Annotated in this window: 22 protein-coding genes; 8 read left to right on the top strand and 14 right to left on the bottom strand. The window is 66.9% G+C overall.

Translation table 11 applies throughout. The features are described from left to right. Positions 1 to 198 precede the first annotated feature (198 nt). On the top strand, positions 199 to 420 hold the full coding sequence (locus tag DKT69_RS40125; protein WP_146231206.1) for a hypothetical protein: 222 nt from the start codon (positions 199 to 201) through the stop codon (positions 418 to 420). Positions 421 to 1156: 736 nt separating this feature from the next. Further along, positions 1157 to 1999 carry a DUF6615 family protein gene (locus DKT69_RS37895; protein WP_146231205.1) on the top strand — a complete coding sequence of 281 codons (843 nt, stop codon included), beginning with the start codon at positions 1157 to 1159 and terminating at the stop codon, positions 1997 to 1999. 253 nt (positions 2000 to 2252) lie between these two features. On the opposite strand, the gene DKT69_RS25755 is transcribed toward DKT69_RS37895, so the two are convergent. Beyond that, entirely contained in the window at positions 2253 to 2450 is a 198-nt protein-coding gene (locus DKT69_RS25755; RefSeq protein ID WP_236648347.1) for a hypothetical protein, read from the bottom strand. A gap of 483 nt (positions 2451 to 2933) precedes the next feature. On the opposite strand from DKT69_RS25755, the gene DKT69_RS25750 reads away from it, so the two are divergent. After that, positions 2934 to 3134: a helix-turn-helix transcriptional regulator gene (locus DKT69_RS25750; protein WP_109804085.1), complete on the top strand. Its 201-nt coding sequence runs from the start codon at positions 2934 to 2936 to the stop codon at positions 3132 to 3134. 1217 nt (positions 3135 to 4351) lie between these two features. On the opposite strand, the gene DKT69_RS37890 is transcribed toward DKT69_RS25750, so the two are convergent. The 4 genes from DKT69_RS37890 to DKT69_RS25735 all read right to left on the bottom strand — a co-directional run bounded on the left by DKT69_RS37890 (position 4352) and on the right by DKT69_RS25735 (position 10321). Beyond that, positions 4352 to 4564 (bottom strand): hypothetical protein, encoded by a 213-nt coding sequence (locus tag DKT69_RS37890; protein WP_146231204.1) that lies wholly within the window; start codon positions 4562 to 4564, stop codon positions 4352 to 4354. A gap of 34 nt (positions 4565 to 4598) precedes the next feature. Beyond that, complete coding sequence (locus tag DKT69_RS25745; protein WP_109804084.1) at positions 4599 to 6035, bottom strand: NF041680 family putative transposase; 1437 nt, start codon at positions 6033 to 6035, stop codon at positions 4599 to 4601. A 172-nt stretch (positions 6036 to 6207) separates the two neighbouring features. After that, positions 6208 to 9810, bottom strand: a complete 3603-nt coding sequence (locus DKT69_RS25740) for a DUF4365 domain-containing protein (RefSeq protein ID WP_109804082.1) — start codon at positions 9808 to 9810, stop codon at positions 6208 to 6210. 217 nt (positions 9811 to 10027) lie between these two features. Further along, positions 10028 to 10321, bottom strand: coding sequence for a winged helix-turn-helix domain-containing protein (locus DKT69_RS25735; protein ID WP_109804081.1), 294 nt, complete (start codon positions 10319 to 10321; stop codon positions 10028 to 10030). A 54-nt stretch (positions 10322 to 10375) separates the two neighbouring features. Here DKT69_RS25735 and DKT69_RS25730 point away from each other — a divergent pair, with 54 nt between their 5' ends. Both DKT69_RS25730 and DKT69_RS25725 read left to right on the top strand, forming a co-directional pair. Next, positions 10376 to 11407, top strand: a complete 1032-nt coding sequence (locus tag DKT69_RS25730) for a nucleotide kinase domain-containing protein (protein WP_236648346.1) — start codon at positions 10376 to 10378, stop codon at positions 11405 to 11407. A gap of 58 nt (positions 11408 to 11465) precedes the next feature. Then, positions 11466 to 11732, top strand: a complete 267-nt coding sequence (locus DKT69_RS25725; RefSeq protein WP_109804079.1) for a hypothetical protein — start codon at positions 11466 to 11468, stop codon at positions 11730 to 11732. A gap of 19 nt (positions 11733 to 11751) precedes the next feature. Here the strand turns inward: DKT69_RS25725 and DKT69_RS25720 are convergent, their stop codons facing one another. Genes DKT69_RS25720 through DKT69_RS25705 form a run of 4 tightly spaced genes read right to left on the bottom strand, consistent with a single transcriptional unit; the run spans position 11752 to position 14142 of the window. Next, the gene (locus DKT69_RS25720) at positions 11752 to 12537 is read right to left on the bottom strand and encodes a thymidylate synthase family protein (protein ID WP_109804078.1); all 786 of its coding nucleotides are present in this window, start codon (positions 12535 to 12537) and stop codon (positions 11752 to 11754) included. After that, positions 12534 to 13481, bottom strand: coding sequence for an ImmA/IrrE family metallo-endopeptidase (locus DKT69_RS25715; protein ID WP_109804077.1), 948 nt, complete (start codon positions 13479 to 13481; stop codon positions 12534 to 12536). Before DKT69_RS25715 ends, DKT69_RS25720 begins: the two co-directional genes overlap by 4 nt. Beyond that, positions 13478 to 13897, bottom strand: coding sequence for a helix-turn-helix domain-containing protein (locus DKT69_RS25710; protein ID WP_109804076.1), 420 nt, complete (start codon positions 13895 to 13897; stop codon positions 13478 to 13480). Before DKT69_RS25710 ends, DKT69_RS25715 begins: the two co-directional genes overlap by 4 nt. Continuing rightward, entirely contained in the window at positions 13894 to 14142 is a 249-nt protein-coding gene (locus DKT69_RS25705; RefSeq protein ID WP_236648345.1) for an acyl carrier protein, read from the bottom strand. Before DKT69_RS25705 ends, DKT69_RS25710 begins: the two co-directional genes overlap by 4 nt. Positions 14143 to 14301: 159 nt before the next feature. Here DKT69_RS25705 and DKT69_RS25700 point away from each other — a divergent pair, with 159 nt between their 5' ends. Next, a complete protein-coding gene (locus DKT69_RS25700; protein ID WP_236648348.1) occupies positions 14302 to 15774 on the top strand; it encodes a nucleoside triphosphate pyrophosphohydrolase family protein in 1473 nt (490 codons plus the stop codon). Between the two features lie 130 nt (positions 15775 to 15904). Here DKT69_RS25700 and DKT69_RS25695 read toward each other — a convergent pair whose 3' ends face one another. Beyond that, positions 15905 to 16768 carry an alpha/beta fold hydrolase gene (locus DKT69_RS25695; protein ID WP_109804073.1) on the bottom strand — a complete coding sequence of 288 codons (864 nt, stop codon included), beginning with the start codon at positions 16766 to 16768 and terminating at the stop codon, positions 15905 to 15907. A 233-nt stretch (positions 16769 to 17001) separates the two neighbouring features. Between DKT69_RS25695 and DKT69_RS39150 the strand changes: the two genes are divergently transcribed. Continuing rightward, a complete protein-coding gene (locus tag DKT69_RS39150; RefSeq protein WP_201749855.1) occupies positions 17002 to 17235 on the top strand; it encodes a hypothetical protein in 234 nt (77 codons plus the stop codon). Positions 17236 to 17630: 395 nt separating this feature from the next. Here DKT69_RS39150 and DKT69_RS25685 read toward each other — a convergent pair whose 3' ends face one another. The 3 genes from DKT69_RS25685 to tnpC form a co-directional block, all read right to left on the bottom strand. Then, a complete protein-coding gene (locus DKT69_RS25685) occupies positions 17631 to 20573 on the bottom strand; it encodes a DUF4020 domain-containing protein (RefSeq protein WP_109804072.1) in 2943 nt (980 codons plus the stop codon). 32 nt (positions 20574 to 20605) lie between these two features. After that, entirely contained in the window at positions 20606 to 21130 is a 525-nt protein-coding gene (locus DKT69_RS25680) for an SIR2 family protein (RefSeq protein ID WP_109804071.1), read from the bottom strand. Positions 21131 to 21497: 367 nt separating this feature from the next. Then, positions 21498 to 22904 carry an IS66 family transposase gene (tnpC, locus tag DKT69_RS25675; RefSeq protein ID WP_368666273.1) on the bottom strand — a complete coding sequence of 469 codons (1407 nt, stop codon included), beginning with the start codon at positions 22902 to 22904 and terminating at the stop codon, positions 21498 to 21500. 430 nt (positions 22905 to 23334) lie between these two features. Here tnpC and DKT69_RS25670 point away from each other — a divergent pair, with 430 nt between their 5' ends. Continuing rightward, on the top strand, positions 23335 to 24306 hold the full coding sequence (locus DKT69_RS25670; protein ID WP_236648344.1) for a site-specific integrase: 972 nt from the start codon (positions 23335 to 23337) through the stop codon (positions 24304 to 24306). 224 nt (positions 24307 to 24530) lie between these two features. Here DKT69_RS25670 and DKT69_RS38500 read toward each other — a convergent pair. Beyond that, positions 24531 to 24757: IS30 family transposase (locus DKT69_RS38500; protein WP_161557949.1), on the bottom strand; the 227-nt coding region annotated here is incomplete at its 5' end.

Below are 24757 nucleotides of genomic sequence, written 5' to 3'. Positions count from 1 at the left end.
CCTCGATCGGCTACCACCGCACCAACGGCGAGGCCAACATCGCCCGCGCCACCCGACGCGCGAACCGCCGCCCCCACGACCTCATCACCGCCGTGACCAGCAGCATCCCGACAACGCAATGACCCTGAGTTCCTCGCCCACCTCGTCACCAGTAGCCGCGGCGTACTCGAAGGCGGTCTGTGCTGAGGGGTCGGCTCGGTGAACGAGCCCCGTCTCGGTTGCCTTCCACGCCGAACGCCCGACGGCAAGGACCCGGTCGACATCATGGTGGGGCGGACGAGCGCGGACCTTGTTGTCGGAGTGCAAGACGCCGAGCGTGACGTGGACGGCGTCGAGGAGTTCCTCGTCTCCTCGGTCGGTGTAGTTCAAGATCTCGCCGTAGGCCCAGTCCGGGCGTCCTGCATGGAGATCAATATCTAGGCCAACCGCCACAAGCAGAGCGCGCTTCAGGTTGTCACCAACCGAACCCATCAGATACCGCGTTAGCCATCCCCGGAGCATCTCTCGAACAGGAGGCGATAGGTACGACCGCATGTCCTCCGGTGCCGGTCGTCCTGCCCGCGGCGCAATCGGCTCCGCTGCCACGTGCCCTCCCTGGCTTGTTCGTCACACATGTTTAACAAGGGTACGGGGAGACCCTATGGGAGCCACTTGGTCGATGACGTGGCCCCGCCCTGCTAGTGCCAGTCCGACAGCAAGGCCGACAGCAACCGGCCAGGGCGAAGCGGTAACGGACGAGGGTCCGAGGTCATCACCATGGACGGACGCAGACGGACGAGGTGCCTAGAACTCGCAAGCGAGATGTCGGACTGCCGGCGCTAGCCCTGTCTGGCGAGGCTTTCGCACCCCACGCGTGCCCTGCCGCAATCGCAAGGAGTGAGCTGCGCCCCCACCGATACCACTTCCGTGGCGGGTGACCCTGCGTCGCAGTCATCGTCGCCGGCGTTGAGGGGTGCCACGAGGGACAAGCCCCGTCGCCGGCGGACAACGGCACGCTGACGAGCGCTGGCACGGACGAAGCTCCGAGCGTGCAGCCGTTGCCGGACGCCTGCGGACGCGACGCACAGAGTTGTAAGCGAGAGGTCCTGCAGGAGCAGGCCAGAAGGGCAACGCCTGCCTCGATCAGGTCGACAGGATGCGGCAGAATGCGCCTTCTATGGACCTCAACTCCTGGGCCGGTTCAGCCGACCTCTGCTACCTCTTTCGCTACCTTGCGTCCAAGGTGTATCGCGATATCGGCCGAGGCAGGGCTGTCGGGCTAGTGCCCTGGGAGACCACGTTCACTGACAATCTACTGCTTGAGCTTGCAACTGCTCGTCCTCACGAGATCTTCATCAGGCGGTTCGGCGCGGATGAGGAGTCAGTCCTTGGTGCCGACTGGCTGTGGTGGTTCCATGATCAGGACGGTTATGTCGGGCTTCGTGTGCAGGCGAAGCGGGCACATCCCGAGACCGGCCATATCAACCTGAAACAGCCCGCTCCCCGGCAGCCCGATGTACTACAGGCTGAGGTGCTTGCCCGACGGGCACAGCAAGACGGTGTAGTTGGGCTCTACTGCCTCTATACCGATCACCGGCCTGGCCCACACGGCTACGCGCCATGCGGTCCATGCCCACACGGCCCACTGGACCACACGCAGTGGGGGTGCGCACTCTTACTAGCAGAGACGGCTGCGCGGCACGGGCGTGCGAAGCGAACCTTCGCCAACGCCGTCCTTCGTGACTCCTGGCCCTGGTATCACCTGGTTTGCCGCAACTATGGCGATTACAACGCATCCGTTAGCGTGACCCAAAATCTCCGCATTCTGATCGGAAACCTCATCGTCGGAGAACCTACGGCGGTTGAGCAGTTGAATCAGGACAGGCTTCCGTGGATGAGCGGAAGAGCACCCGACGACATCGTCGCGGCGTTCGCTGAACGTTCGCCCGCACTGGTTGCACGACGCCCCGGCGTCGCGGGCGCCGTGTTGCTGGAAGTGAGCGATGAACGGCGCAGGTAGTGAGGCGTGAGGCGGCGAGGCAACAAGGAAGCAGCGCGAGCTTCGATGCGGGTCGGCCCCGAACGCCAGCCCGATGATGGCCGGCACCTGCTCGTCGACGCGGATCGCCACCAGTCGGCAGTGGTCGGCAGCTTGGGTCCGCATCCCCCCGATGATGGTCATGCCCGGCTCCGACGGCGACTGCGGCTGTCAGCCCCACAGGCCCCTTCAGCCGCGGGTAACCTGCTGGCGATTCGATCGGTCGCCGCCCAGACTAGGCCCGCGCCTGTGGCTTGCCGCAATTGTGTCCCTCGGCCGATGGCGGCAGTCCGCCCCGGGCGCGGAGCCAGCCGAGGAACCGGGCGTGCACCCCGCCGGTGTCAAGGCCCAGGCGGTGCAGATCATCCAGGGCGTCAGCGAGGGCGAGCGATAGGGAGACGGCCAGCGACGAGCGGGCGTCCTTGTATTCCACCAACAGGGCCAGGCGGGCTGGGGAGCAGGGCCAAGGGCAGCCGCAGCGGCGGCACCGCCAGAGGGGGCGCATCGGTGTGTGGGGGCGTGCCGGCACCCCGCTCACTGCTGGATGCCTGACCGTCGCGCCTGCGCGGGCGTCAGGTGCCCTGCCCGCCCGATCGGCGGGTACAGCGCCGTCACCTCCCGCCCCCATGACGGGGGCGGCGCCGGGGCGGTCCCCTTGTAGGTCGGCGGTTCGGCCGGAGGTACTGGGCCGCGATCCGGGCACGGCCACGGTAGGCCGCAGGTGCATCGGCGCCATCCCTTCCGCCAATCCCGACGGTGTCGTGGGCCTACGGGTACCGGGCGCGACGTCCTGGTCAGCGGCATGCGCTCATCGTTGGTCGATGGCTGCCCCTTGTCAAGGTGCATCCTGCGACGTGACGTCTTGCGGCTCGCCAAGCTGCGGTTTGACCAGTTACCGCGTGGCTACCCTGCGGCCATGCCACGGCACCTGTACGGAGCGGGGGAGATCGCAGCGCGCCTCGGCGTCAGCCGCCAGCGGACGCGGCAGATCATCGACCGCCCGGACTTCCCGAAGCCGTACGACCGGCTCGGGATGGGCGCAGTGTGGCTGAAACGCGACGTGGAGGCATGGATCGCGGAGCACCGCCCGCACTTGGGCGCACCCGACGAGGAGTAGCAGCGGCCCCGCTGTACGGTGTCGCAAATCTGCCCCCTCACAATCTGGCACGTCCTCTACGCCGCGATGGTCGCCTGTGGCGTCGTGCTGACCCGCCGCCGCTGACGGGACAATCTGAAGGAAACGGGGGCTGGCCGCATCGCAGCCAACCGCCTAGTACCGCCCTGCGGCCGCGGGACCGGCGGTGAGATTTGCCGGACTTCGGCCGAAGGATCGAGCGGGGCCGGACCTTCACCGTGATAGCCAATGCGTGATGGAACGGCCGGGCTGGGCTAACCACAGTTGCGCGGCGCCGATTTCGGCGACGCACCGTGGTCGCCGCCGCCTCTTGGAGCAGCACCCCGTAGTGGTCGCCCAACTTACGCTCGCCAGCGCGGACGTCGACGCCTTCTCCCTGCCGTCGCGGACCACCCCGTCGTACCGACAAGAACGACCCGCTCGATCAACCTTCGACGCCGCGCACGGACCCGCATTGTCACCGACAGCGCGACCGCCGTCCCGTAGTCACGAACCAGTCGGCGGCGGAGCCACGGGATTGAGGTAGGTCCCAGGGACCGGGACGAAGATCAGGATCAGGGCGCCCAGGGCGAAGGCGCTGCGATCACGTTCTCTACGCCGATCCCGCACCACACCGATGTAACCGCCATCGCTTGTCGTACCGGTGCGGACCACGGACCGGACGGGACATAAGGCATTCTCGTCGTACGAGCACCATTCGAGCACCAAATCGTCTACCTGTGACAGAGCGAAGAGGCGCCCGACCCTTGTTCTTGCAGGTCAGACGCCTCTTGATCTTGTGCGCCCGAAGGGACTCGAACCCCTAACCTTCTGATCCGTAGTCCAAGGCTGCGGAAGCACACTGCTACAAAAAGCACTCTACACCAAAACCGTCCGGCCGTAGGGCCGCCTGTCCGTCCAAGTCCGGCTGCATGCTTGCAGGTCAGCGCGCTGATCGTTGGCGGCATTCTGATTCATAGATGGAAGGCCCGGCCTCGCTCGTCCTGTCTGGTCCGCGTGCGTGGCCGTACGTCGGCGTCAATTCCCCGACGTACGAGCAGCCACCGAGCAGCCACGATCGCTGGGCACGCTGCGAGTTCGGCTGAGCAGGAAGGGGCAAATGCACCTGTAACACGCCACCGTTCTTCGCGCCAGTCGCGGGATGGTGATCTCTGGTTGATGATTTGTGGGACCGGCTGCTCCGGCTTTGATCGACAAGCTCAGTCAGGTAGCTGCTGACCGGAGCGGCCTGCTCGAGGCTCGTATACCTCAATCAGTGTGGCCGGCATCTGGCAGTCGTAGGTCAGTTCGTCAATGGCGACCCGGCAGGCCAGCTCGGCTGCGGCCACCACCGCGCCTGGGGGCGTCGGGGAGACGGGCTCGTCGCAGCCGTGTTCGGGTGCCGCACTGAGTTCGGACTCTGCGAAGATCACGTCCAAGTATCACAACACTCTCTAAGCTTGGCGTTTAACCCGTCTGCTTTCGTCGTTCGGTGATGGATAGGGCGCGTTTCACGGTCTTCCCGACGTCGTAGCTGGGCGCGGGTTGCCGGTTCTTTGATCCTCGGGGGCGTCCGGGTCCGGCCTTGCTGGGTTTCGGTGCGCTGGCGGGGTGGGTGGTCTTCGGGTGGATGTGGCGGAACCCGCGGCGGACCCGGGCTGGGGTGAGCCGGTCTGGGTCGGTGGGTCGTTCCCAGGGCCGGCGGAGGTCTTCGGCGAGGCCGCGGGCGAGGCGTAGTTGGGTGTGGCAAGTGATGATCAGCCAGGTCCACCGGTCGGCCGCGTCGGGTGTGCGGATCTTGGGCCGGGTCCAGCCCAGTGTCTGTTTGAGGAGCCGGAAGGTGTGTTCGAGGTCGAATCTGCGCAGGTAGGACTGCCAGTTGCGGTCCACGTCTGCGGCGGTGGCCGCGGTGATGGAGGTCCACAGCCAGACCGGTTTCGGGTGGCGGTCGCCGGGCAGGTGGTCGACCTGCAGTCGGATCAGGGTGCCTTCGATGATCGGCAGGTCGCCGCGGTGGTCGAGCCAGCAGGTGCGGCGGGTCAGCCTCGGGTGGACCCGGTCCCAGGCGGTCGCGGTGGCGGTGCCGTAGCGGGTGGTCTGCGTGGTGGTGACGGTCTGCGGTGCTGGCCAGGTGTCGGGGTCGGCGAGGGCGAGTTCGGGGCCGTGTTTGGGTGGCCGGCCCGTCGTCCGGGGTAGCCGTGGGGGTGGTGGCAGTGCCATCACCCGGTCCGAGCGCAGCCGTCCGAGCAGGTCCACGGGCAGGTCGGCGAGGAGGAACGCCAGGCGGGGGATGTCGTAGCCGGCGTCGCACACGATCAGGATCCGCCGATCGCCCGGTGCGTGGTGGCCGGCCGCGATGAGGCGTTGCACGACGGCGCGTAGCTGGTCGGCGGTGACGGCGGCCGCGTCATCGGCCGGGCCGAGCCGCACCGCGTCGAGGATCGCCGTCCACGAGGTTCGGCCGGCTTCGAGGGCCGCGACGAACGAGTACGGCCAGCCCGGGATCAACTGCGACTGCCCCTTGCCCCGGCCGTAGACGTGGCAGAACAGCCGGTCCGGGCTGGTCTGGGCATCGGAGCGCAGCCACGGGCTGACGTCAACAGCGAGAACGATCCGCCCGTCGGCGGCCCGCGGCACCGGCAGGCCCGCCACGGCCCGGCGCAGCCTCCCGACATCAACGCGTCCGCAGTTCAACCCGTCGTACATGCCGCCGTGGCCGCAGCGGTGTCCGGGCGCCAGCACCAGATCGACCAGCGACCTGACCGGCCCGTCCGTGCACAGCAGCGCGTCAGTCACCTCGAACAGGGCGTCAGCACGGGCGGTCAGACAACGGTAGAACTCGGTCCGGAACGTGGACAGCACCGCTAAAGCCTCGACGCGGGCAGCGTCATCCAGCACACTCATCCTCACGGCCTTGGTGTCGATCATTAATGTCTCAGCAACACCATGATCACGCCAAGGCCGCTCGCTGTCCACAGAGCACAGACTGATCCCCGGCCGAATCCGCAGCTAATCGGGCCGGCAGGTTAAACGCCAAGCTAAGCCGACCATTTGCTCAGCGGGCCTCGTTGCGCAATCAGCCCCACGTGGCCGCGTCGGCTGCAACCTCCGGGAGCATGTCCGCTGCCACGCCGGTCGCGTCGTCGACGCCTCGTGCGTGTAGCGCGTCGATCAAGGCACGAAAGACGAACCGGTCTCCTGGAGCGATGTTTTCGACCGTTGCCGCTTTCAGCGCATCGAGGAAGTCATCGGGAATCTGGAGCCCGGCTTCGTGGATGGAGTCGAGCGCAGCGACGACGACTTGCAGGTATCGCTGTGTGCGGTGCCCAGGCGAGCACGCGTATAGAGCGCCGTGGAGCGCGTATTTGGTGACCACGACGAGGTTGTCGTTGGAGATTAGGGCAGCTGCTCGAGCGGCGGCGCGCCATGCATCGAGGCTGGCCGCGTTCATGTGGGTCCACCACTGGCTGCGGCTGAGGTTGAGCCGGCCAGCGCCGCGCCACTCACCGTCGGTTTCGAGTTGTGCGAGGTCGTCGCCATCGAGCGGAAGATCGACAACGTACTCGGCCGCGAGGCGACGGGTCATCTCGTCCGCGTGGGCGGTGGGGGTGTCGGTTGCGGTGATCAGGTCGGAAGTGCCGAATGCCGGTACTCCGTGCGCCCGTGCGAGTTGGCGAAGGACGACGTCGTCGGCGTACAGGGCGATGCCGAGGCGGCGGGCGAGTTCAATCGCGTCGTGGGCGGGCCCTGCGCTGGGTGCGACCTCGTGATGTATTGCCCGGGTGGTGACCTGTTCGAGCTCGGCTGCGAGAGAACGCAGGCGGGCGCGGCGAGCGGCGGGAATCGTCTCGCGGCGCAACTGCCCGTTGTGCACGCCGAAGGTGTGTTCAGCGGCAGTGGTGGCCCAGACGCTGTCGCGGGTGTTGCTGGCGTCTACGGCGCCGGTCGCGGGCACATGCACTTTCGCGAAGCGCATCCGCAGCTGCTCACCGTCGCGGCCGAGCAGGAGTTGCAGGTAGTACGCCGACTGATCCATCACGACCTCGCGTCGCGCGAGCGCCTCGCGAGCAGTCGACACCCCGACCGCGGCGATACCCGGTTCGGGGTCGGTGGCAAGCGTCATGCCGACGGTACGAAGTAGGAGCATCTTGCCGTACGGGCTGCGGGCCAGCGACGCCAACGCCGCCAAGGGCTCATGGCCTTGCTCCACCTTGCGCCGTAGATCTTCCAGTCGCTCGTAACCGATTTCGCCGAGCCGCTGGGCCACCGTGGTCTCGGCGACCGCGTCCGGATCGTCGGCGCCGAATATCGCAGTGGTCAGCGCGTCGACCCGGGCCTGGAACTCCCGGGGCCACTCCGGTACGTCATCTCGCCGCCGGCGATGCTGTTCCCGGCGCAAGAACGTTGTCAGTTGTTCGGCAAGGGCCGGGACGCTGGAGAATCGCTCGGCGAGGTCGGCCGCGACCACAGCGTCCACGTTGTCGAGGTCGACACCGATGTGAAGTCGGGCCCACAGCCGGGCCTGCTGCTCGGAGTCCAGCGCGGGACGGTGCTGGGCGAGGGCCGCTCGCGCGTCCGGGACCCGATGGGTCTCGTGCAGGGCCAAGGCGAAGCTCCAGGCCAGGTAGTCATCGGGGCGTTCCTGTAGTCCGGCTCGGCACACCCGGGCGACGCGGTCCCACTGACGGTTCTCGCGCAGGTGGTGGACGAAGCGGCGGCGTAGCCGGGCGCGGGCGTCGCCTGACATCCTCTGGTCAGCCAGCAGGTCGGCGATCAGCGACGGAATTCCGTCGTCGCCCGTCCAGGATGCGTTGGGCAGCACATCGGCGAGCGCGACATCTTGCCATTGGTCGTACTGCTGTCGCCACTCGTGGGCGGCTGCAGTCGCCCCTTCATACTGCTCGATCACCATCACCAGGCGCAGGGCGGCGTCGATGCGATCCTGCGCGAGGGCGCGAAGCACCGTCATCGCCCCGCCCGGGTCGCCGGTGGCGGCGCGGGCGACGGCCTCTGCCAAGCGGTACGACCATTCCGGGATGATCGATCGGGCCAGCAAGTTTTCGGCTTTAGGAATGGGCCAGACGCCGAGGTCGGCCAACCGTAGTGAGCACGAGGCCAGGCTGCGGTCATCGACGGCGACGTCCAACGCGTGCTGCCACGCCCGTCGCAGTTCGTCCACGTCGCCGCCATGGATCTCAAGCTTCTGAGCGTCCAACTGAGCCAGGTACGGGTCCCCCTCGAGAATTTGCCGGAAGAGTGTCAATGCGTCGTGGCGCTGGCACAACAAGGCCGCTGTGGCGCCGCGGCGGGCGATCTCGGGAGCGTTGGCCTCTCGCTCGGTGGCTCTTCCTCCCGCGGCGGCGGGAAGGGCGAGCTCCACCACGGTGATGAGATCGCCGTCGAGGATTTCAAGATCGAGGAGTTCACCGAGCGCGTTCTCGCTCGGGCCGCACCAGCAGCGATACTCCTCCAGAGCGGAACGTGCGTACCGGCGTGCTTCCACGCTGTCGGGTCCGCCGTATCCGGCGTGTTCCTGGATGCGGCGGCGCAGCAACTCCGCCAGTCTGAGCCGCATCGAGGCATCACACCGCTCCACCCCGTCGACGACCCGGCGGATGAGGGCGACGGCTCCATCGATGTCACCGGCGCGGACCCGCTGCTCAGCGAGGAAGTTGACCAAGGCAGGTTCGGCATCGATCTCCGCGTCCGTCGCCTCCAGAAGTGACGGTGGCGCCTCCACCTGCTGTGCGTCGTCGGCCGGGATCGCGAGGGCAGCGAGTCCAACGTCGGCCAAGACGACCGCGCCGTCCGTCTTTGCCTGATCGAGATAGGCCCGAGCCTCGTCCCGTCGACCGGCACCGATCAACGTCCAGCCGGCCAGTGCGCGCCGCCGGGCGGCCTGCGGGCCGCCCACCTCGACGCACCGATCGAACGCCTCAATGGCGAGGTCGGGCAGCCCGTGAGCGTTAGCAAACCCAGCAGTCGCGGCCCACAGCTCGACGGCGGCGGCGCTGTCGACCAGCCAACTGGGCTTCGCCGCCAGCACCTGCTGAACCGCATGGGTCGGACGAACACGGCCGTCAGCCAGAAGCTGCGCGAGTCGGGCTGCTCCCGTCCGGTCCGCCGTCTCCGCCGTGCGCAGTGCCCGGACCGCAGCCCACGGCAGCAGCTGTAGCGACCCGTCATACACGGCCAGGGCCGCCGCACCGGCCCGGCGTGCAAGATCTTCGAGTTTCGGCTTCGCCGAAATGTCGAGAACATTGCTCGCCGGCACGAAGACCTTGAACCCGGCCCCGGTGACGGTCGCGGTCGTCTCGTCAACGACCTGCCAGTACAACTTGTCGTCCCGCGGATCATGCAAGATCAGCACGATCGGCAGGCTGTGTCCAAGCCAGTAGTTGTAGTGCTTGAGCTTGCCCTTCGTGAAGTTCCACCCGCCCGCGACGGGCTCGAGGTAGGACTCCCCACTCTTGATCTGTGCGCCGATGAGCCTGCCGGTAACCCTGTCGTTCTCCGAGACCACCTCGAAATGGGCGTCGACTCCGTAGTCAAGGATCGGCTGCTCGCGGAGGATCCACCGCAGTTGCTTTGTGACGGCGATCTCGACCTCGAGTACGCCGTCACGCTCCTGGCGGTGAGACTCGCCGCGATGCGGTAGGTCCGCCGGGTCCGTGGTCACACCAGAGTCTCTCGCAACGATCCGCTATCAGACAAACACCGACCGCGGGACCACCTGCCGCTCGTCGACGATCACAAAAGATGCCAGGTTCGCCTACGCGGCCGCCCCGGCCGGATCACGAACCGCCCTCAAACGGGCAGAAAGTCTTTAAACGCCTCAAATCTGATGGTCGTCAGGGCAAACTTCCCCAAGTGAGAGGGCGTCTGATGCGGCACGGTCACGCCGCTGAACGCCGCCGGCCGCGCCGTGGCGTGGTGGGCAGGCCGTCGGACGGCGGCGCTGCCGCAGCCAGGTCGCCAACTTGCAGGCCACCCAGGTATCGGCGGACGACCTGGGAAAGAGCCTTGCCGTTGAGCTGCGCGTCGGCGACTAGGGCCGACAACAGCTGAGCTCGGCTGACCGGGACTCCTTGAGCTGCCACCAGCGCGACGAGCAGATCCAAATGATCGTCTACCTCAGCGGGCCACTGCACCGAGGTCGTCCGGCGTGGCGAGTCCTTCAGCAGATCCACGCGTCACCTCGCTCTCTGTACCCGCCAGGAGTGTAACTAATATATAGTAGCTATATGAGGCAGGCCGTACTCGAGCACGAGCGAGGTCTCCCGCCAGCAGGTGGTCGAGAGGTCATCGTGGCGGGCCGTCCGCTGCAGCCCTCGGCGGTTTTCGACACTTACTGGCGCTTTGCGGTCGCGCGGCAGAGCATTTACTTGGCGCGGCTTCGAGGGGCTCCGGCGCCGTGGACCAACGACCCGATTCTGGGCCAGCACCGCTTCACGAACTGCTACCGGGCTGCCGACCGTGTGAGCCAGTACCTGATCCGGGACGTGATCTACACAGGCGACCAGGCGTGGGAGGAGGTCTTCTTCCGGACGGTCCTGTTCAAGCTGTTCAACCGGATCTCGACCTGGCGCATCCTAGGCGCCGGTCTCGGAACCCCGTCTTGGCGGGACTACCGGTTCGCCGACTACGACGGCATCCTGACGGAGGCTTTCACGGCGGGTCAGCGACTGTACTCAGCTGCCTATGTGATTCCGCCGCCGCAGTTTGGCGAGGCTCGCAAGCATCGCAACCATCTGCGGCTGATCGAAGCGATGATGACCAGCGGTGTGCCGGAGCGTCTCCAGTCGGCCGACAGCATGCGCGAGGCCTTCAACGTCCTGCGGGCACTACCTGCCTTCGGTGACTTTCTCGCCTATCAACTTCTCATCGACCTGAACTACACGTCCGCCCTCGACTTCGACGAGATGGACTTCGTGATGGCTGGCCCCGGCGCCCGGGACGGCATCCGGAAATGCTTCGGGATCGCCGCTCACGGCATCGAGCAGGACATCATCCGGTACGTCGCAGATACGCAAGAGGAGCACTGGTCGCGGCTAGGCCTCACGTTCGCCACGCTCGGCGGCCGGCGGCTGCAACTGGTCGACTGCCAGAACCTGTTCTGCGAGGTCGACAAGTACGCCCGCGTCGCTCATCCCGACGTGGCCGGGATCAGCGGGCGTACCCGGATCAAGCAGTCCTACCGCCATGTCCTGGAACCAGAAGCCCTGACAGCGTGGTTTCCGCCGAAGTGGGGCATCAATGGGCGGCTTGATCAGTGACGCCGCTGCCTGACGCCGCCGATCCCGGCAAAACCTCCAACTATCCTGCAAGGAGCGCATGATGCCGCAGAACCCGCTGACCGAGGTTGAGCCGGCGTATGCACATGCTGTGACGGTCCTCGCGACGGCGCTGGACAGCTTGGGTGCCCGCATCTACCGCGACCTTCACATCGAGAGCACTGACCTCACGGCCCGCGGCGTCGACCCGCAGGTGACGGCGATGCTCACCAGCTTCTCCACGTACGCGGAAGACTGTCTCGCGGTGCTGGACGACCCTGCGGTTCGAAACGTCCTGGATGCTGCGATGGCTTACCGACCGGCGTGAGCGCGCCTGTCCGGGCGCCTTAACGCACGGGCACGCTCGGCGTGAACTGTTTGATAATGGCCCGGACCGGCAGGATTGGATTCTCCAGGCGGACGAGCCCGGCCACGACGGTGAGCTGACCGACCTGGAGGTTCGTCTGCTGGGCAACGTAGGCGAGAAGCCGGCCGAGGCCGAGGTAGTTGCCGTACCCGCGCTGGAGCAGGTATTGGCTTCGGTAGGTCGCGAGTAGGTGCAGCCGATCGTTCCTGTCGAACTGGAACGAGCAGTGACTCAGGCACGGGAAGGCCATGGGGTTGTTGTCGGTCCCGGGGATGTAGATCTGATTGGCCGTGCTCTCAGTGTCGTCTCCGCCTGCGACGCCAACCTCGTAGCGGGCGCGCTTTCCGCCGGGGGTGCGCCGTTCGATCCCGACCCGGTCGATGACGGCACCGATCTGATCGAAGGGCCCGTTCTTGGTGGGGTACTGCACGAGTCGGCTGAAGTAGGTGGCGCCGCGCTCATTCTTCGGGAACCTCCGCAAGACCGGCAAGATCCGGAGGTACCGCTCGACGAGCTCGGCGTGGCTATGGCTCGACGCGGCGATGCCTGCCGGGAAGATGGTGTTCGCCACCGTCTCGATGGTCTGCAGATTCTCGCCCCGCAGAATCCCATCGACCGCCGTACGGATCTCAGGGTTCTCGGCGACCGGGTCGTCGATGTGCACGACGGCGTGGAAGGCCTCACGGCGGGGCTGGGCGTGTAGCTGCGCTGCGGCGGACAGCCACGCGGTGGAGACATTCGGGGCTTGCACGGTGATGATCGTCATCGCCCCGCCCTCGTAGCCGGTCCGATCATGATTGGTGGTCGTCGACTCGCGATGAGACCCTCACGCGATGGCGGTGTCGCCATCAGGGTGACTGACCACCGCTCCGAACCGCTGTCGGACGTCAGTGTGAGCGTTGATTCGGTGGCGATGTCGTCGACGATGTCGAACTCTGCTCCCTCCCCCGGCGCGACCGTCTGCGGCTCGACGCGCATCGTGACCCCGACCGGACCGGTGAAGGTCGGGGACGAGCCGAGCCACGGGGCGCGGACGATGAGGCGATCGCCGCGATCGACCGGCAGTCGGCAGCCCTCCGTCAGACCAGTCAGATCCCATACCCGCGCCGGGAGATCTCGACGTCGACCGCAGAGCTGGGCACGCAACCGCGCTGGCGGGATGCCCGCCCAACCGCTGCCGACGCCTGGTGGAATCATCCGGAGACTCCCGAGGTGGCGTACCGTGCCACGGTATGACGTGCCCAGGTGCAGCGACAGCTGGTAGGCGTCCATGGCCTCCCGCGGCACGTCGAGGCCCAGGCGGATGAGGGCCGTCTTGACGGCGGGGATGGGCATCAGGAACCACGCCGCGAATGCCTCGGCCTGCTTCTCCTCATCGGACCACTGCTTGCCTCGCGAGGAGGCGAAAGGGTCGAGGCCCTCGGCCACACAGTTGCCGTGACCCATCTCCGCGTGGCCGAGTTCGTGGGCGGCCGAGTGACGGATCGTCGCCTCACTCATCCTGCTGTTGAGCAGGATGCCACCGTGCCGACCTGGTTGCGGTGGGACAAATGCGCCGAACAGGTTCGGCATGTCCTGGCCCATGACCGTCAGGCCGGACAGTTCGAGGGCCGTGAAGGCGTCGACGTACTCACCCTCGGAGAGCCCGAGCCGGCGGCGCAAATTGGCCGCGGCGATCCCCGCGACTCGGTGAGCCATCAACCAGTTCACGATGAGGCTCCACGGTTGTCCGGGTTGGTCCGGTCGTCGTCGTTCTCCGCGTCCGCCTGGTAGGACAGCTCGAGAAACGCCGCGAACTTCATGACCTGATCGCGGTCCTCCTGTTTGAGGTTGGTCAACCGTCGGGCCAGGCCGATCACGGCGTGTTCGGCGGGGACGGCGTCGAGGTCCTCGTCCAGGAAGTAGCTGATCGGATAGCGATACAGCCGCGCAAGTTTCTTCAACTCGAAGCTGTCGACCCGTCGGCTGCCACGCTCGATCTCACCGATGGCGGTTCGCGGTATCCCGGTCTGCTCGGACACCCACTGTTGGGTGAAGTTGAGGTACTCCCGAACGTCCTTCAGGCGCTCGCCAAGGATCCCCCACTCGCGGGAGCGCCCCGCCTCCGGCCTTGATTCCGTCTTCATGACTGACTCCGTTCTTCCACCGCGCAGGCGAGACGGACGACGTCCGCGAACGCGCGCACCGACCGTGTTGACCGCGCGGAGTCGACATCTGCCGGCACCTCGACGCCGAACTCGTCTTCCACCTTCACCAAGATCTCGACGATGCGAAGGGAGTCGATAGGCATCTCCCAGCCCTGCTCCTCCAGCGCGTCGCGCACGTCCGCCTCGGACTCTCCGCGCTCCTCGGCCAACAGCCGGATGATCACGTCAACGATCGCCTCGACCGTCGGACTAGCTCTGTGCTGCAACTACTCGTCCCCGATCATGTCGGAAAATCCTTCACCGTGGCCGATCGTACCACGTCTGTGCGATACTCAGACTCGATGTCGGAAATTCCGTCATCGACAGGAGGGCATCGCGTGGAGATGAAGGCGTACCAGCGCTCGGCGATCAAGACCGTCCAGCCCCCTCAGGCCAGCGAGGACGCCCTCGCCATCGCGCTGTTCGGTCTCGCGGGAGAGACCGGCACGGTCCTGACCCATTACAAGAAGCAGCTGCGCGATGGGCCTGCCGACCCGGCGTTCCGCGTACGGATGCGCGAGGAACTCGGCGACGTGCTCTGGTACGTCTCCGCCGCAGCCCATCACCTCGGTCTCGACCTCGACGACATCGCCACGGCGAACCTCAGCAAGATCACCGACCGCTGGCGGCACACCCCCGCAGAAGCCATCCCGTTCGACGGGGGCTACGACGACCACGAACAACTTCCTCGACGCGCCGAGTTCGTCTTCACCCTGACCAAGAATTCGAACGGCCGCGAAACCTCGGTCCTTACCCGCGACGGCGTCGCGGTGGGTGACCCGATCACCAACGCGTCCCACATCGCCGACGGGTACTGCTTCCACGACATCTTCCATCTCGCCTACGCCGCGGTGCTCGGCTGGTCCCCCGTCATGCGATCCCTGCTCAAACGCAAGCGCCGCAGCAACCCCGAGACCGACGAAGCCGAGGACGGCGGCCGGGCAATCGCGATCGAGGAAGGCATCTCGGCCCTCGTCTTCTCCTACGCCAGCCGGCACCGCTACCTCGACGGCAAGAATCACGTCGACAACGACCTGCTCGACGTCATCCACGGCATGGTCGCCCACCTCGAAGTCGGCGCCCACCGCGCGGCCGATTGGGAAAAGGCGATCCTCACCGGCTTCACCGCCTGGCGCGCCCTACGCCGGCTCGGCGGCGGCACCGTCTACTTCGACCTCGACACCCAGACCCTGACCGTGGCCGAACCCGATGCCCAGACCACGCCCAGCGAAGACGGCCCCCACGCCCGTGAATTCAAGGACGTCGTCACCCGCCTGCATCGCGTCAAGGACGCCGCCTACGGCAACTCATGGAAGCGCCGCGGGGAGCTAATCTCGATCCTGGCCAACATCGCCCGCAAGGTTGACCGACTCGCCAACGTCGCCACCGCCGCCGCGTCAACCACAGACGAAAGTGCTCTCGACACCGTTGTTGATCTCTACGTCTACGCGGTCAAATACCAGACGTTCCTCGCGGATTCCGACCCTGCCCTTGCGCCCAAGGTTCTTCCCGCACCCGCCGACGAAACCATCTGGAGTGACGGCCCCGAGGGGCTCGAACGCCTCCTGGCCGCAGCCGACCTCTCCTGCCTCGATTCTGACCAACATGAGCCAATCGCTGACCTGGTCAACCCCATCGAGAACACGTTCATCGACCTTGAGGCGTGCTTCGCCAATCTCGACCGGCCAGCACCGCCTTCCATTCGCGCGCAGCACGCCGCCGCCCTCGCGGACCAATCCATCCACCTCGTCGCGGCCCTGAAGGCTGTGCATCCCGAACTATATCGTCGGTTCGTGAAGACGTGGCATGCAAACTAAGTCTGCTGCGCGCCTCAACGACTATCGCTGCCTGGGTCGAGCCGAGATCTCGGTTACTAACGGTGACTGTCATGGCGTCCAAGCTGCGCGCGCATTGCGGCATCAGGGGACGATGGGCGGAGCGAGACTTTCAGGCAAGAAAGTCATGCAGCGCTGCGGTCAGGTCGTCGGGATTCTCCTCGGCAACGTGGTGTCCGGACTCGATCGGATGGCCACGGAGATCGTCGGCCCACGCTGCCCAGACCGCGAGCGGGTCACCGTACAGGTTCTCCATGTCATCCTGAGTCGACCAGAGGAAGAGTGTCGGACAGCCTACGGTGCGACCGGCGCGCCGATCGGCTTCCTCATGCTCCCGGTCGACTCCGAGGCCGGCGCGGTAGTCCTCCAGCATCGCCCGCACCGTGGCTGCGTTGTGGATGGCCTGCCGGAACTCCTGATAGTTCTCGGCTCCCATGCTCTCGGGCCGGGCCTTGCTGGTGTACCAGGCGTCGGGATCGACGTTGATCACCCGCTCTGGCGTGTCGGGCTGGGCGAAGAAGAACCAGTGGTACCAAGCGCGGGCGAACTTGGCGTCGCACCGGGCGAGGGCCTCACTGATCGGCACGCCGTCGAGTACGACCAGGTGGCTGACTGCGTGGGGATGGTCCAGTGCCAGGCGCAGCGCCACATAAGAGCCACGATCGTGCCCGACCGCGGCGAACCTCGGGTGTCCCAGAGCGTTCATCAGCCGGACGAAATCTGCTGCCACGGCTCGCTTGGACTGCTGGGAGTGGTCGGGGAGGATCCGCGCCTTCCCCGACTGCCCGTAGCCGCGCATATCCGGACAGACGACGGCAAATCCCCGTTCAACCAGTTGCGGTGCGACCCGATGCCACGTCGATCCGGTACGCGGATGTCCGTGGATGAGGAGAACCGGACGGCCTTGTCCGGCATGTCGAACTCGGATTTCCACCTCCCCGACGTCGATCCGCTCGTCCGTGAAGTCATCGAACATGACGTACAGGTGTCCAGATGGCCCGTCGGCAAACGTCCTCTCGTCTGTAGAAGCGGATGCGCCCCACGGTCGGCGACGGGTCGTCGTATCGAAACGTCACGTGGCCGCCGAATCGATCTTGTGGGATTCGCTGAGTCCGCTGGTCGATTCGCTAATGGTTGAAGCGTCGGACGTGCCTCGCTCGCCTCATCGTGGGTCTACACGACGCTGTGCGCGTTTAGCTGTACCTGGCTGTGCACGTCTACCCGTACGCCGACACCATGCCCGAGGACCTGATCGCCAACACCCCGGCCTGCCACCTGGAACTACCCGTACGCCCCAGTTCTCAAGCCCAGGTCTGGACCGAGGTCCGCATCGCCGAGTGGAAGGCCACCGGCGAGCGGCCCGTCATCGCGGTAGGGACACCACCACAACTGGCCGCCTTCCTCGACTACGTCCGCGTCGGCGGCCTGTTCGCCCTGTGCTGATCGCCCTGCGCAGACGGCGCCGCGACGAGGCCGCCGGCCTGCGGCTGGAGCGAGGTCGACCTGTACGCCGGCCAGTTGTCGGTGGTGCGGCAGCGCACCCGCCGGCTACGACGTGCACAAAGGGCCACCGAAGTCCGCGACCAGCCGCCGGAGCGTGACCTTGGATCAGCACACCGTGGGGTGTTGCGCCAGCACCGCGAGCGGCAACGCCAACGGCGTAGCGCGCGGGCCGCAATCGGGAAGGTTTGGCAGGACAGCGGTTATGTGTTCACCGGCCCCGAGGGACGCGGTCCATCCGGGCTATCTCACTCAGCGGTTGCGGCTGCTGGTCAACCGGACGGGGCTGCCGCCGATCCGGTTGCACGACTCGTGGCACGGCTCCGCGGCCCTGCAGCTCACCAGTTGGCGGCGCTGGAGAAGCCGAGGCGTAATGCCTGGTCGCGGATGACGCTAAAGGCTGCTGGTTCCGCGTCGTCCTTGACCGCCAGCGCCACTCGTGCGACATCGTCCCAGATCGGCGGCGTCGTGCCCGTCAGCAGGTGGGCAAGGAGCCGGGCGAACAGGGCCGGCGCTTGCGCGAGGCGCTCGTCGGTCCAATCGTCGAGGGTGTGGTGTTCGGTGAGGCCGGCCCGGTGTCTCGTGGCCAGGTCAACGCCGACCGCCAGTGAGTCCGTCAGCCACGGGATCCAGGTCGCAAGCGCCGAGGCCTCCCCGAACGTCAGCGCCGTGGGCACGCTGTTGTGGCGACGCTGCCAGTATCGCTGCATCCACCGCTGCCACTGCTGCTCGACGATGTCCGGCGCTAGGTTGCCGAGCGTGTCCGCCACCTCGGTCATCCATCGGATCCGCTGTTCTTCTTCGGCCCGGGCGGTGAACTCCTCCACCCACGTGAGCGGATCGGTCGAGCCGTATACGGCGATCGCGGCGAGGTGCGCCGGCAGGGCGCGCCGTAGGTCGTCCGGCAGCCGATCGGCCTGTTCGATAGCGTCGAGGTAGGCGTTGCGAAGTCCTGCCTCGAACAGGTCGTCGGTGATGCGACCGGTTGTGAGGTAACCGGTCCAGGTCCGCACCGGGCGGTCCTTATCCGCGTCTCCGGCCCAGGCCATCAGCGGGAGCAGGAACTGCGTGCACCAAGGGCGGTCGGCACCAAAGAGGAACGCCAGTTGGCCGGTCAGGACGGGCTGAGCCAGCCAGGTGGGTCCGTTCGGTCCGCCCAGCATGGCTTCGAGCGGGCGCCGGAGTTCTGATGGCAGACCTTCCCAGGCGTCACCGGCGGCGGTCCAGTCGGCGGAGACCGCCCGGACCCAGAACTGCGCGAGCTGCCCGGCTGGCCGGTTGATCGCCAGCGTGAACCAGTCCCGTCCGCCGTCCGGCGGGTCAACCGGCCCGAGCGCGTCCCACAGGAGCTCGGCTAGTTTTCGCGCCTCCGGAAGCAGATGCCACTTCGTTGCGTTGGCGGCGTCGACAAGGCCGCCGACCAGTAGCCGGGCGACGCTGTCGGCTACCGCTTCGAGTTCCAGGTCAAGAATGCGCTGCACCACGGCGACGGCGGTCGTCCGGTTCAGCGGTGCCGCCGACCAGCCGTCAATCATCGCGGTGACGATGTCGATGGGGGGCTCGGCGACCGCCAGGACGGCGAATCCATCGCTGGGGTGGTCGTGAATAGCGGCCGTGAGCACGCGCAGCGCATCGTTCCAGTCAGGGCCGTCGAACGGAAGCTGCACGTGCTCGTATCGCCGCAGTTCCGCGACTGCGGCTGCCGGGTTCGCCGTGATCCGCTCGTGCAGTTCGTCGACAGTCATCGGCGGCTGCTCCGGAAGGGTCGTGACCTCGATCCGCGAGCGTAGGAGGTCGGGCTGTTCGCGCGCCTGGAATCGTGGGTAGGCGGCCTGGAGTTCCTCGAGCGCGGCTCGCGCCGACGTCAGGGCGGGTGCTGATCGCACCAGCCAGGTCAGGGCGTTGAAGCGTAGGTAGGCGACGTGCTCGTCGTCGCGACCGGTGACCGGCAAGGTCTGGGTGTCGGCTACCAGCGCATCCGCTTCGGCGGCCAGAGCGTTGGGCAGCGCGTTCGCGATCAGGTGGTACACCTCGGGCCGCAGTTGGTGTTCGAAGAGCCAGCCCGTCGTGCGCAGCCAGGCGAGCTTGGCCGTCGCGTCGATGTCGGTGCGGTAGGTCCAGCCATGCAGGGCGAGCCGGCGCAGGATCGGGAGGTCGGAGGCGGCCCAGGTGTCGAGGTAGCCCGGACCGGACGGCCCGCCGGCCGCCAGCAAAGCCTCAACGCAGTCTCGGGCGGTGTCGATGAGCGCGTCCACGGACTGGCGAATCTCGTCGCCAGCATCACGCTCGATTTTGTATCGGCTGAACGACACGGGGTCCCAGCCGGGTCGTGCCGCCCCGGAGACGGTTAGCAGCTCCGAGATTCGTCGCAGCTGGCGGTCCGCGATCGCCAGGATTGCGGCGGCCACCTCGGCGAGGATCGGCCGGAAGAACTCTGTCCAGGCCTCGTCCAGGTGGTCCACGGACCCACGCAGGGTGATCTCGAACGACGGTTTCCCGCCAGAGGCCCGGGCACGTTGCCGGAGACGGGGTTGCGTCAGGCTGTCGAACAGCAGCAAGGCCACCACGCGATCCGCAGGTGAGCCGCACTTCAGCAGCGCGTACTCGAGCCAGTGCGTGTCCTCGTCGCCGGCGTGCTGGATCAGCACTGCGAGCCACGGACCAAGCCAGGGGGGCCGCAGTCCGGATCGGCGGTGCAGGTGCCGTCCCAAGGCCGCGCATAGCACCGGCGCAGGCAGGCCGCCTCCGTCGTACAGGACCGCCAGAGCCTCCTCCGTTCGCGTCTCCTTCATGACGAATCGCTCGACGAACCAATCGGCGAGCACGACAGTGCAAGGGTCGTGCGAGGCGTCCGCACGGAACATTGCCTGAAACCGCGAGCGCCCGGCGGCCCACGACAACCAGCCCGGATGATCGGCGAGCTCGGCGAAGAACCGCACACGGTCCACGTCACTCAGAACGTCTTCGAGGTACGAGTCCTCCTCGGGCACTAATGATGGCGGCGCCCCCACCAGCTGGGCGATCCGCTGCCGATGGTCATTCAATCCCATGGACGTCAGATCCGCCCAGCCGTTCAGCGAGTCGGCGAGCGCCGCGTGTGAGTCTCCGACGACTTCGTACCTGATCGGAACGACGCCGTACGTCTTCCAGACGTCGCGGTCCACCTCATGCGTGAGCGCGTAACGCCGCCGTCTCGCGCCGCCGATGCCTCGCGCGATCAGCCGCATGACCGTGTCGTTGTGGCTGTAGCCGATGAAGAGCACCGTGTACCTGGCGAACATTCGCTCGACGAACCGTGCCGCCCAGGCGTCGGTCAGGTAGGCGCGCCCGAGGTCCCCTCGGTCGCGATGAGATGCCTGGACTCCTGCGTCAGGTCGCCGTGCAGGTACACGATGCCGTCGAAGTCGTCGCCCATCGGCACGGCCGGGCCACGATACTCGGGGAAAGTTGCGCCCAGGTCTCGCAGCGCTGCGGACAGGTGCAGGTCATAGTTCGTGGTCACGATCCGCACCGGCGAGCCCGACGCGGCAATCCGGGCGATCGCCCGATGCAGGTCGTTTGGCTCCGACGCGGCATCGCCGATGATCGTCTTGATGATGTGGTGGACGTCAACGGCCCGGTCCTCGATCCGGCCCAGCAGAACGTCAGGATGACGCTGCAACTCCGCCTCGTCGAAGTCCTGGCGGGCATCGACCGCAATCTGCCTGGTCAGGCCCACGAACGACGGCAGTCTCGCCGGTGGGTCGACCGAGGCGCCAGCGCCGACGAACAGCACCAGGTTGCCAGCCCTAAACTCGTTGACCAGGACAGCCGGAATATCGACCTCACGAATCCACATCGCTGCCAACGATACGGTGCGAGGCGATCGTGGCGCCGTCCCCCGGATCAAGGCGCTGGGCGACGCGAGCCGAAGGTGCCGGTGTTGAGTTCGCGCGGCGTGCCGGGACACGGCCCTTGTCCACTCCTCCACGATTCCGGCAGGCCTCCGACATTGCGGTTCCCAAGGTCCGCTACAGACATCGAATCCATCTGCCCGTTCGCGCACGTCTCTGAGACCCGATCAATCTCTCCGCGGAGCCCTCACCCTTATCACAACCATTCGGCACATACCTGCAATATCTAACAGATACAGGCAATTGCGGTACGGCTCTCCATCAAGGTGTCCCTACACCAACTCGGGAGAGGACGACGAACATGGTACGTATTCAGCTTGAGGTGGCGGTCTGGGGTAGCCACGGCCCGGTTGTGAACAGTTGTTTGAGCACGTCGAGTGCGTCCATGCCGTGCTTGGCGGCGGTGGACAGGTAGGAACGCAGGGCGGCGAAGTTGGCCAGGCCTTGCAGGGTGCGCCAGGTGGCGGAGATCTTCTGCTGGAGCTTGACCGGGCGGAGGTCACGTTCGGCCTGGTTGTTCGTGAACGGTACGGCCAGGTCGACGGTGAACCGTAGGATCATGTCGCGGTGGGTGGCGAAGCGTTCGACCAGCTTGCCGGCTCGCGGCACCTCGCCGTCGCGGTTGGGCGGATTGCACTCGCGGCCGTAGGCGACCGCCCCGGCGTAACAGGCCCGGATATGGCTGACCTCGGCCTCGGTCAGCGCGTCGCGGCCTGCGGCGACGGCGTGTTCGGTCATCTGCTTGGCCATCAGCAGGGTGCCGGCCATCACCTCGGCCCAGCCCTGACCGGCCGGATCGCTGTCGTGGACCCCGCGCAGGTCCCGGATCAGATGCGCCCCGCACCAGGCGTGCCCGGCGTCGGTCAGGTGCCGGTAGGCGGCGTAGCCGTCGCGTACGAGGGTGCCGGTGAAACCGGGCAGCACCCCACCGGCGTCGACGTCGGCCGCGGACCGGCCACCGACGTGGAACAACGTCAACGACGGCGTGCACGCCACGTGCACGTACTTGAACCCACCGGCGACCCGGGCCGGGGGCTCATCGGCGTGCAACACGTCCTGCACGTGCAGCAGCGCCGCCATGTGCGTAGTGAACGGGCCCAGCCGGCGAGCCGCCTCGGCCACCACCTGGTACACGAACCCGGTCGACACCCGCACCCCGAGCAGGTCACCCATCAGCGCGGCGACCCGCCCGTACGGCAGGAACTGCGCGGCCCGGGCATACACCACGCCCGCCTTGACATCCGTGCCGTACTGAACCCTGCCGGACACCCCGTCCGGCGCCTTCGGCTCGGTGACCTGCCCACAACAGGCGCACTGCAGCGCGATCAACTGGTGCTCGGTCACCACCGGCCGCGGTTCGGGCAACTCGACCACCTGCCGACGCTGCCGCCCGTACTCCCGGCAACCATCCAGGCCGGCGCCGCACGCCGGGTTGGCGCACTGGACCGGCCGATGCTGCACCACCTGGTCGGGGTCGGCGACCAGGTCCAGCGTCGACCCGGGCGATCCCGGCTGCTTACCCCGCCGCCGGCCACTGCTCTTACTCTCGCCCGGCTGCGGCCGAGGCCTGGCCAGCCCGTCCGACGACGGCGGCTTGGACGAGTTCGACGAGTTCAACCCCAACCGACGCCGCAGTTCCGCGTTCTCGGCCTCCAGCCGCTCGACCCGTTCCCGCAGCTCAACCAGCATAGCCAGCAACTCCTCATACGAGGGCGGCATCTGCGGCTCGGGCTGCACACCATGATCTTGCCAGCCGGTCAGCCACAGTAGACAACCGGCCGCCGACCATCCACCTCACGCTGAATACGTACCGAACATGAACAGCCACGGTGCGATTGTTAAGCGGTGCGGTTGCCTCAACCCGGCGACCAGCCGGCCATTGGGCAAGGCGTGCCCAAGACTGCCGAAAGTCGATCACGGGAGCTGGTACTTCCACTGCTCCACCCGCAACCTTGTGGGTCAGGTCGAGCGCATCCGCCGGGGTGGGTACTCCTCGGCAGAGGCGGCCCGGCAGGCGCGCGACGAATTGCTGGCGTTGTCACGGGAAGAGCAGGCGGGCCGGTCGTGGACCCTGGCTCGGTGGCTGCGGTACTGGCTGTCGACCCGTACCCGAATCCGCGCGACAACGCGGATGCACTACACCCGGGACGTGGAAACATTCCTGATCCCGCACCTCGGGCAGCTCATCCTCGGCGATCTGACCGGGCGCCAACTCAACGCCGCATTCGCGCAGATCGCCGTCACCCGCAACCGCGCCGGACAACCGCAGACCGCGTGCACCCTGCACCACGTGCACACCACCCTGCGAGCGGCGTTGAACGCCGCTGTCCGTGAGGGACTGATCAGCGACAACCCGGCCCGCCGGGTCGAACTGCCCGCCCGAGACCACCCGCAGACCCTCGTCTGGACCGAGGCGCGGGTCGCCGAGTGGAAGGCCACCGGGACGCGGCCCACGGTCGCGGTGTGGACTGCGGCGCAGCTGGCCGCTTTCCTGGACTACGTCCGCGACGACAGCCTGTATCCGTTGTGGTGGCTGATCGCGCTGCGCGGCCTGCGGCGTGGTGAGGCCGCAGGACTGCGGTGGGCCGACGTCGACCTGCACGAAGGCCAACTCGCCGTGGTGCGGCAGCGGACCACCGCCGGGTACGACGTCATCGAAGGACCACCCAAGTCCACCGCCAGCCGCCGCACCGTCGCTCTCGACAAGCACACCGTGCAGGTGCTGCGGCAGCACCGCACCCGCCAACAGGACCGCCGCACCCGACGCCTCGCCGCCGGGAAGGTGTGCCACGACGGCGGGTACGTGTTCACCGGCCCCGACGGGCTGCCCCTGCACCCCGGCTACCTGACCCAACGCCTCCGACTCCTGGTGGACCGGGCCGGACTACCACCGATCCGCCTGCACGACCTGCGCCACGGCGCCGCCACCCTCGCCCACGCCGCCGGCGCGGACATGAAGACCATCCAAGACCAACTCGGGCACGCCACCATCCGGCTCACCGCCGACACCTACACCACCGTCCTACCGACTGCCGCACGCGACGCCGCCGAAGCCACCGCCACCTATCTCATCGCCGCCAGCAAACCCGGCGCAGAAGTCACACAGCAGATAAACCGCTAACAAGGTGCTGTCTTCATAGCCTGAAGCGACTTCTCAAGTCTGGCCCAACTTCACTCAGTACGTCATGCATGACGTATGCTCGACTCAGACAACAGTAAGTTGTCTAGATTAGAAGAGGGCCCGGGGGTTGCGACCCCCCGAGCCCTCGGTGGAACCATCTGCAGCCGGTTCCTGGTGCTACTCGGCCCCCTCCCCCTGGGTGGGGGCCGTAGCGCACGGCGGGTTCAGCCAGTGGAAGCATTTGCCTCGACGAGTTCGGTGAATATCTCGGAGGGCTTCTTCCAGCCGTGGTTCTTACGCGGTCGGTCATTGATCTCGGAAGCCACCATCGCGAGGTATTTCGGGTCGGAGGTGATGGGGACGCCCTTGGGGAAGTACTCGCGCAGGATCCGGTTGGCGTTCTCGTTGCTGCCACGTTGCCAGGGTGAGTGCGGGCGGGCGAAGTAGACCG

It is taken from the genome of Micromonospora sicca, from assembly GCF_003172935.1.
Taxonomy (GTDB): domain Bacteria; phylum Actinomycetota; class Actinomycetes; order Mycobacteriales; family Micromonosporaceae; genus Micromonospora; species Micromonospora sicca.
This window is presented reverse-complemented; position numbering and strand designations above follow the sequence as displayed.

Coding starts and splice junctions, on each gene's coding strand:
- DKT69_RS25710 (WP_109804076.1), bottom strand. CDS start 13,897: ATGAAGACGGAATCAAGGCCGGAGGCGGGGCGCTCCCGCGAGTGGGGG.
- DKT69_RS25725 (WP_109804079.1), top strand. CDS start 11,466: ATGATGCCGCAGAACCCGCTGACCGAGGTTGAGCCGGCGTATGCACAT.
- DKT69_RS37895 (WP_146231205.1), top strand. CDS start 1,157: ATGGACCTCAACTCCTGGGCCGGTTCAGCCGACCTCTGCTACCTCTTT.
- DKT69_RS25695 (WP_109804073.1), bottom strand. CDS start 16,768: ATGTTCGATGACTTCACGGACGAGCGGATCGACGTCGGGGAGGTGGAA.
- DKT69_RS25730 (WP_236648346.1), top strand. CDS start 10,376: ATGAGGCAGGCCGTACTCGAGCACGAGCGAGGTCTCCCGCCAGCAGGT.
- DKT69_RS25680 (WP_109804071.1), bottom strand. CDS start 21,130: ATGTGGATTCGTGAGGTCGATATTCCGGCTGTCCTGGTCAACGAGTTT.
- DKT69_RS25745 (WP_109804084.1), bottom strand. CDS start 6,035: ATGAGTGTGCTGGATGACGCTGCCCGCGTCGAGGCTTTAGCGGTGCTG.
- tnpC (WP_368666273.1), bottom strand. CDS start 22,904: ATGCCGCCCTCGTATGAGGAGTTGCTGGCTATGCTGGTTGAGCTGCGG.
- DKT69_RS25700 (WP_236648348.1), top strand. CDS start 14,302: ATGAAGGCGTACCAGCGCTCGGCGATCAAGACCGTCCAGCCCCCTCAG.
- DKT69_RS25720 (WP_109804078.1), bottom strand. CDS start 12,537: ATGACGATCATCACCGTGCAAGCCCCGAATGTCTCCACCGCGTGGCTG.
- DKT69_RS25750 (WP_109804085.1), top strand. CDS start 2,934: ATGCCACGGCACCTGTACGGAGCGGGGGAGATCGCAGCGCGCCTCGGC.
- DKT69_RS25685 (WP_109804072.1), bottom strand. CDS start 20,573: ATGTTCGCCAGGTACACGGTGCTCTTCATCGGCTACAGCCACAACGAC.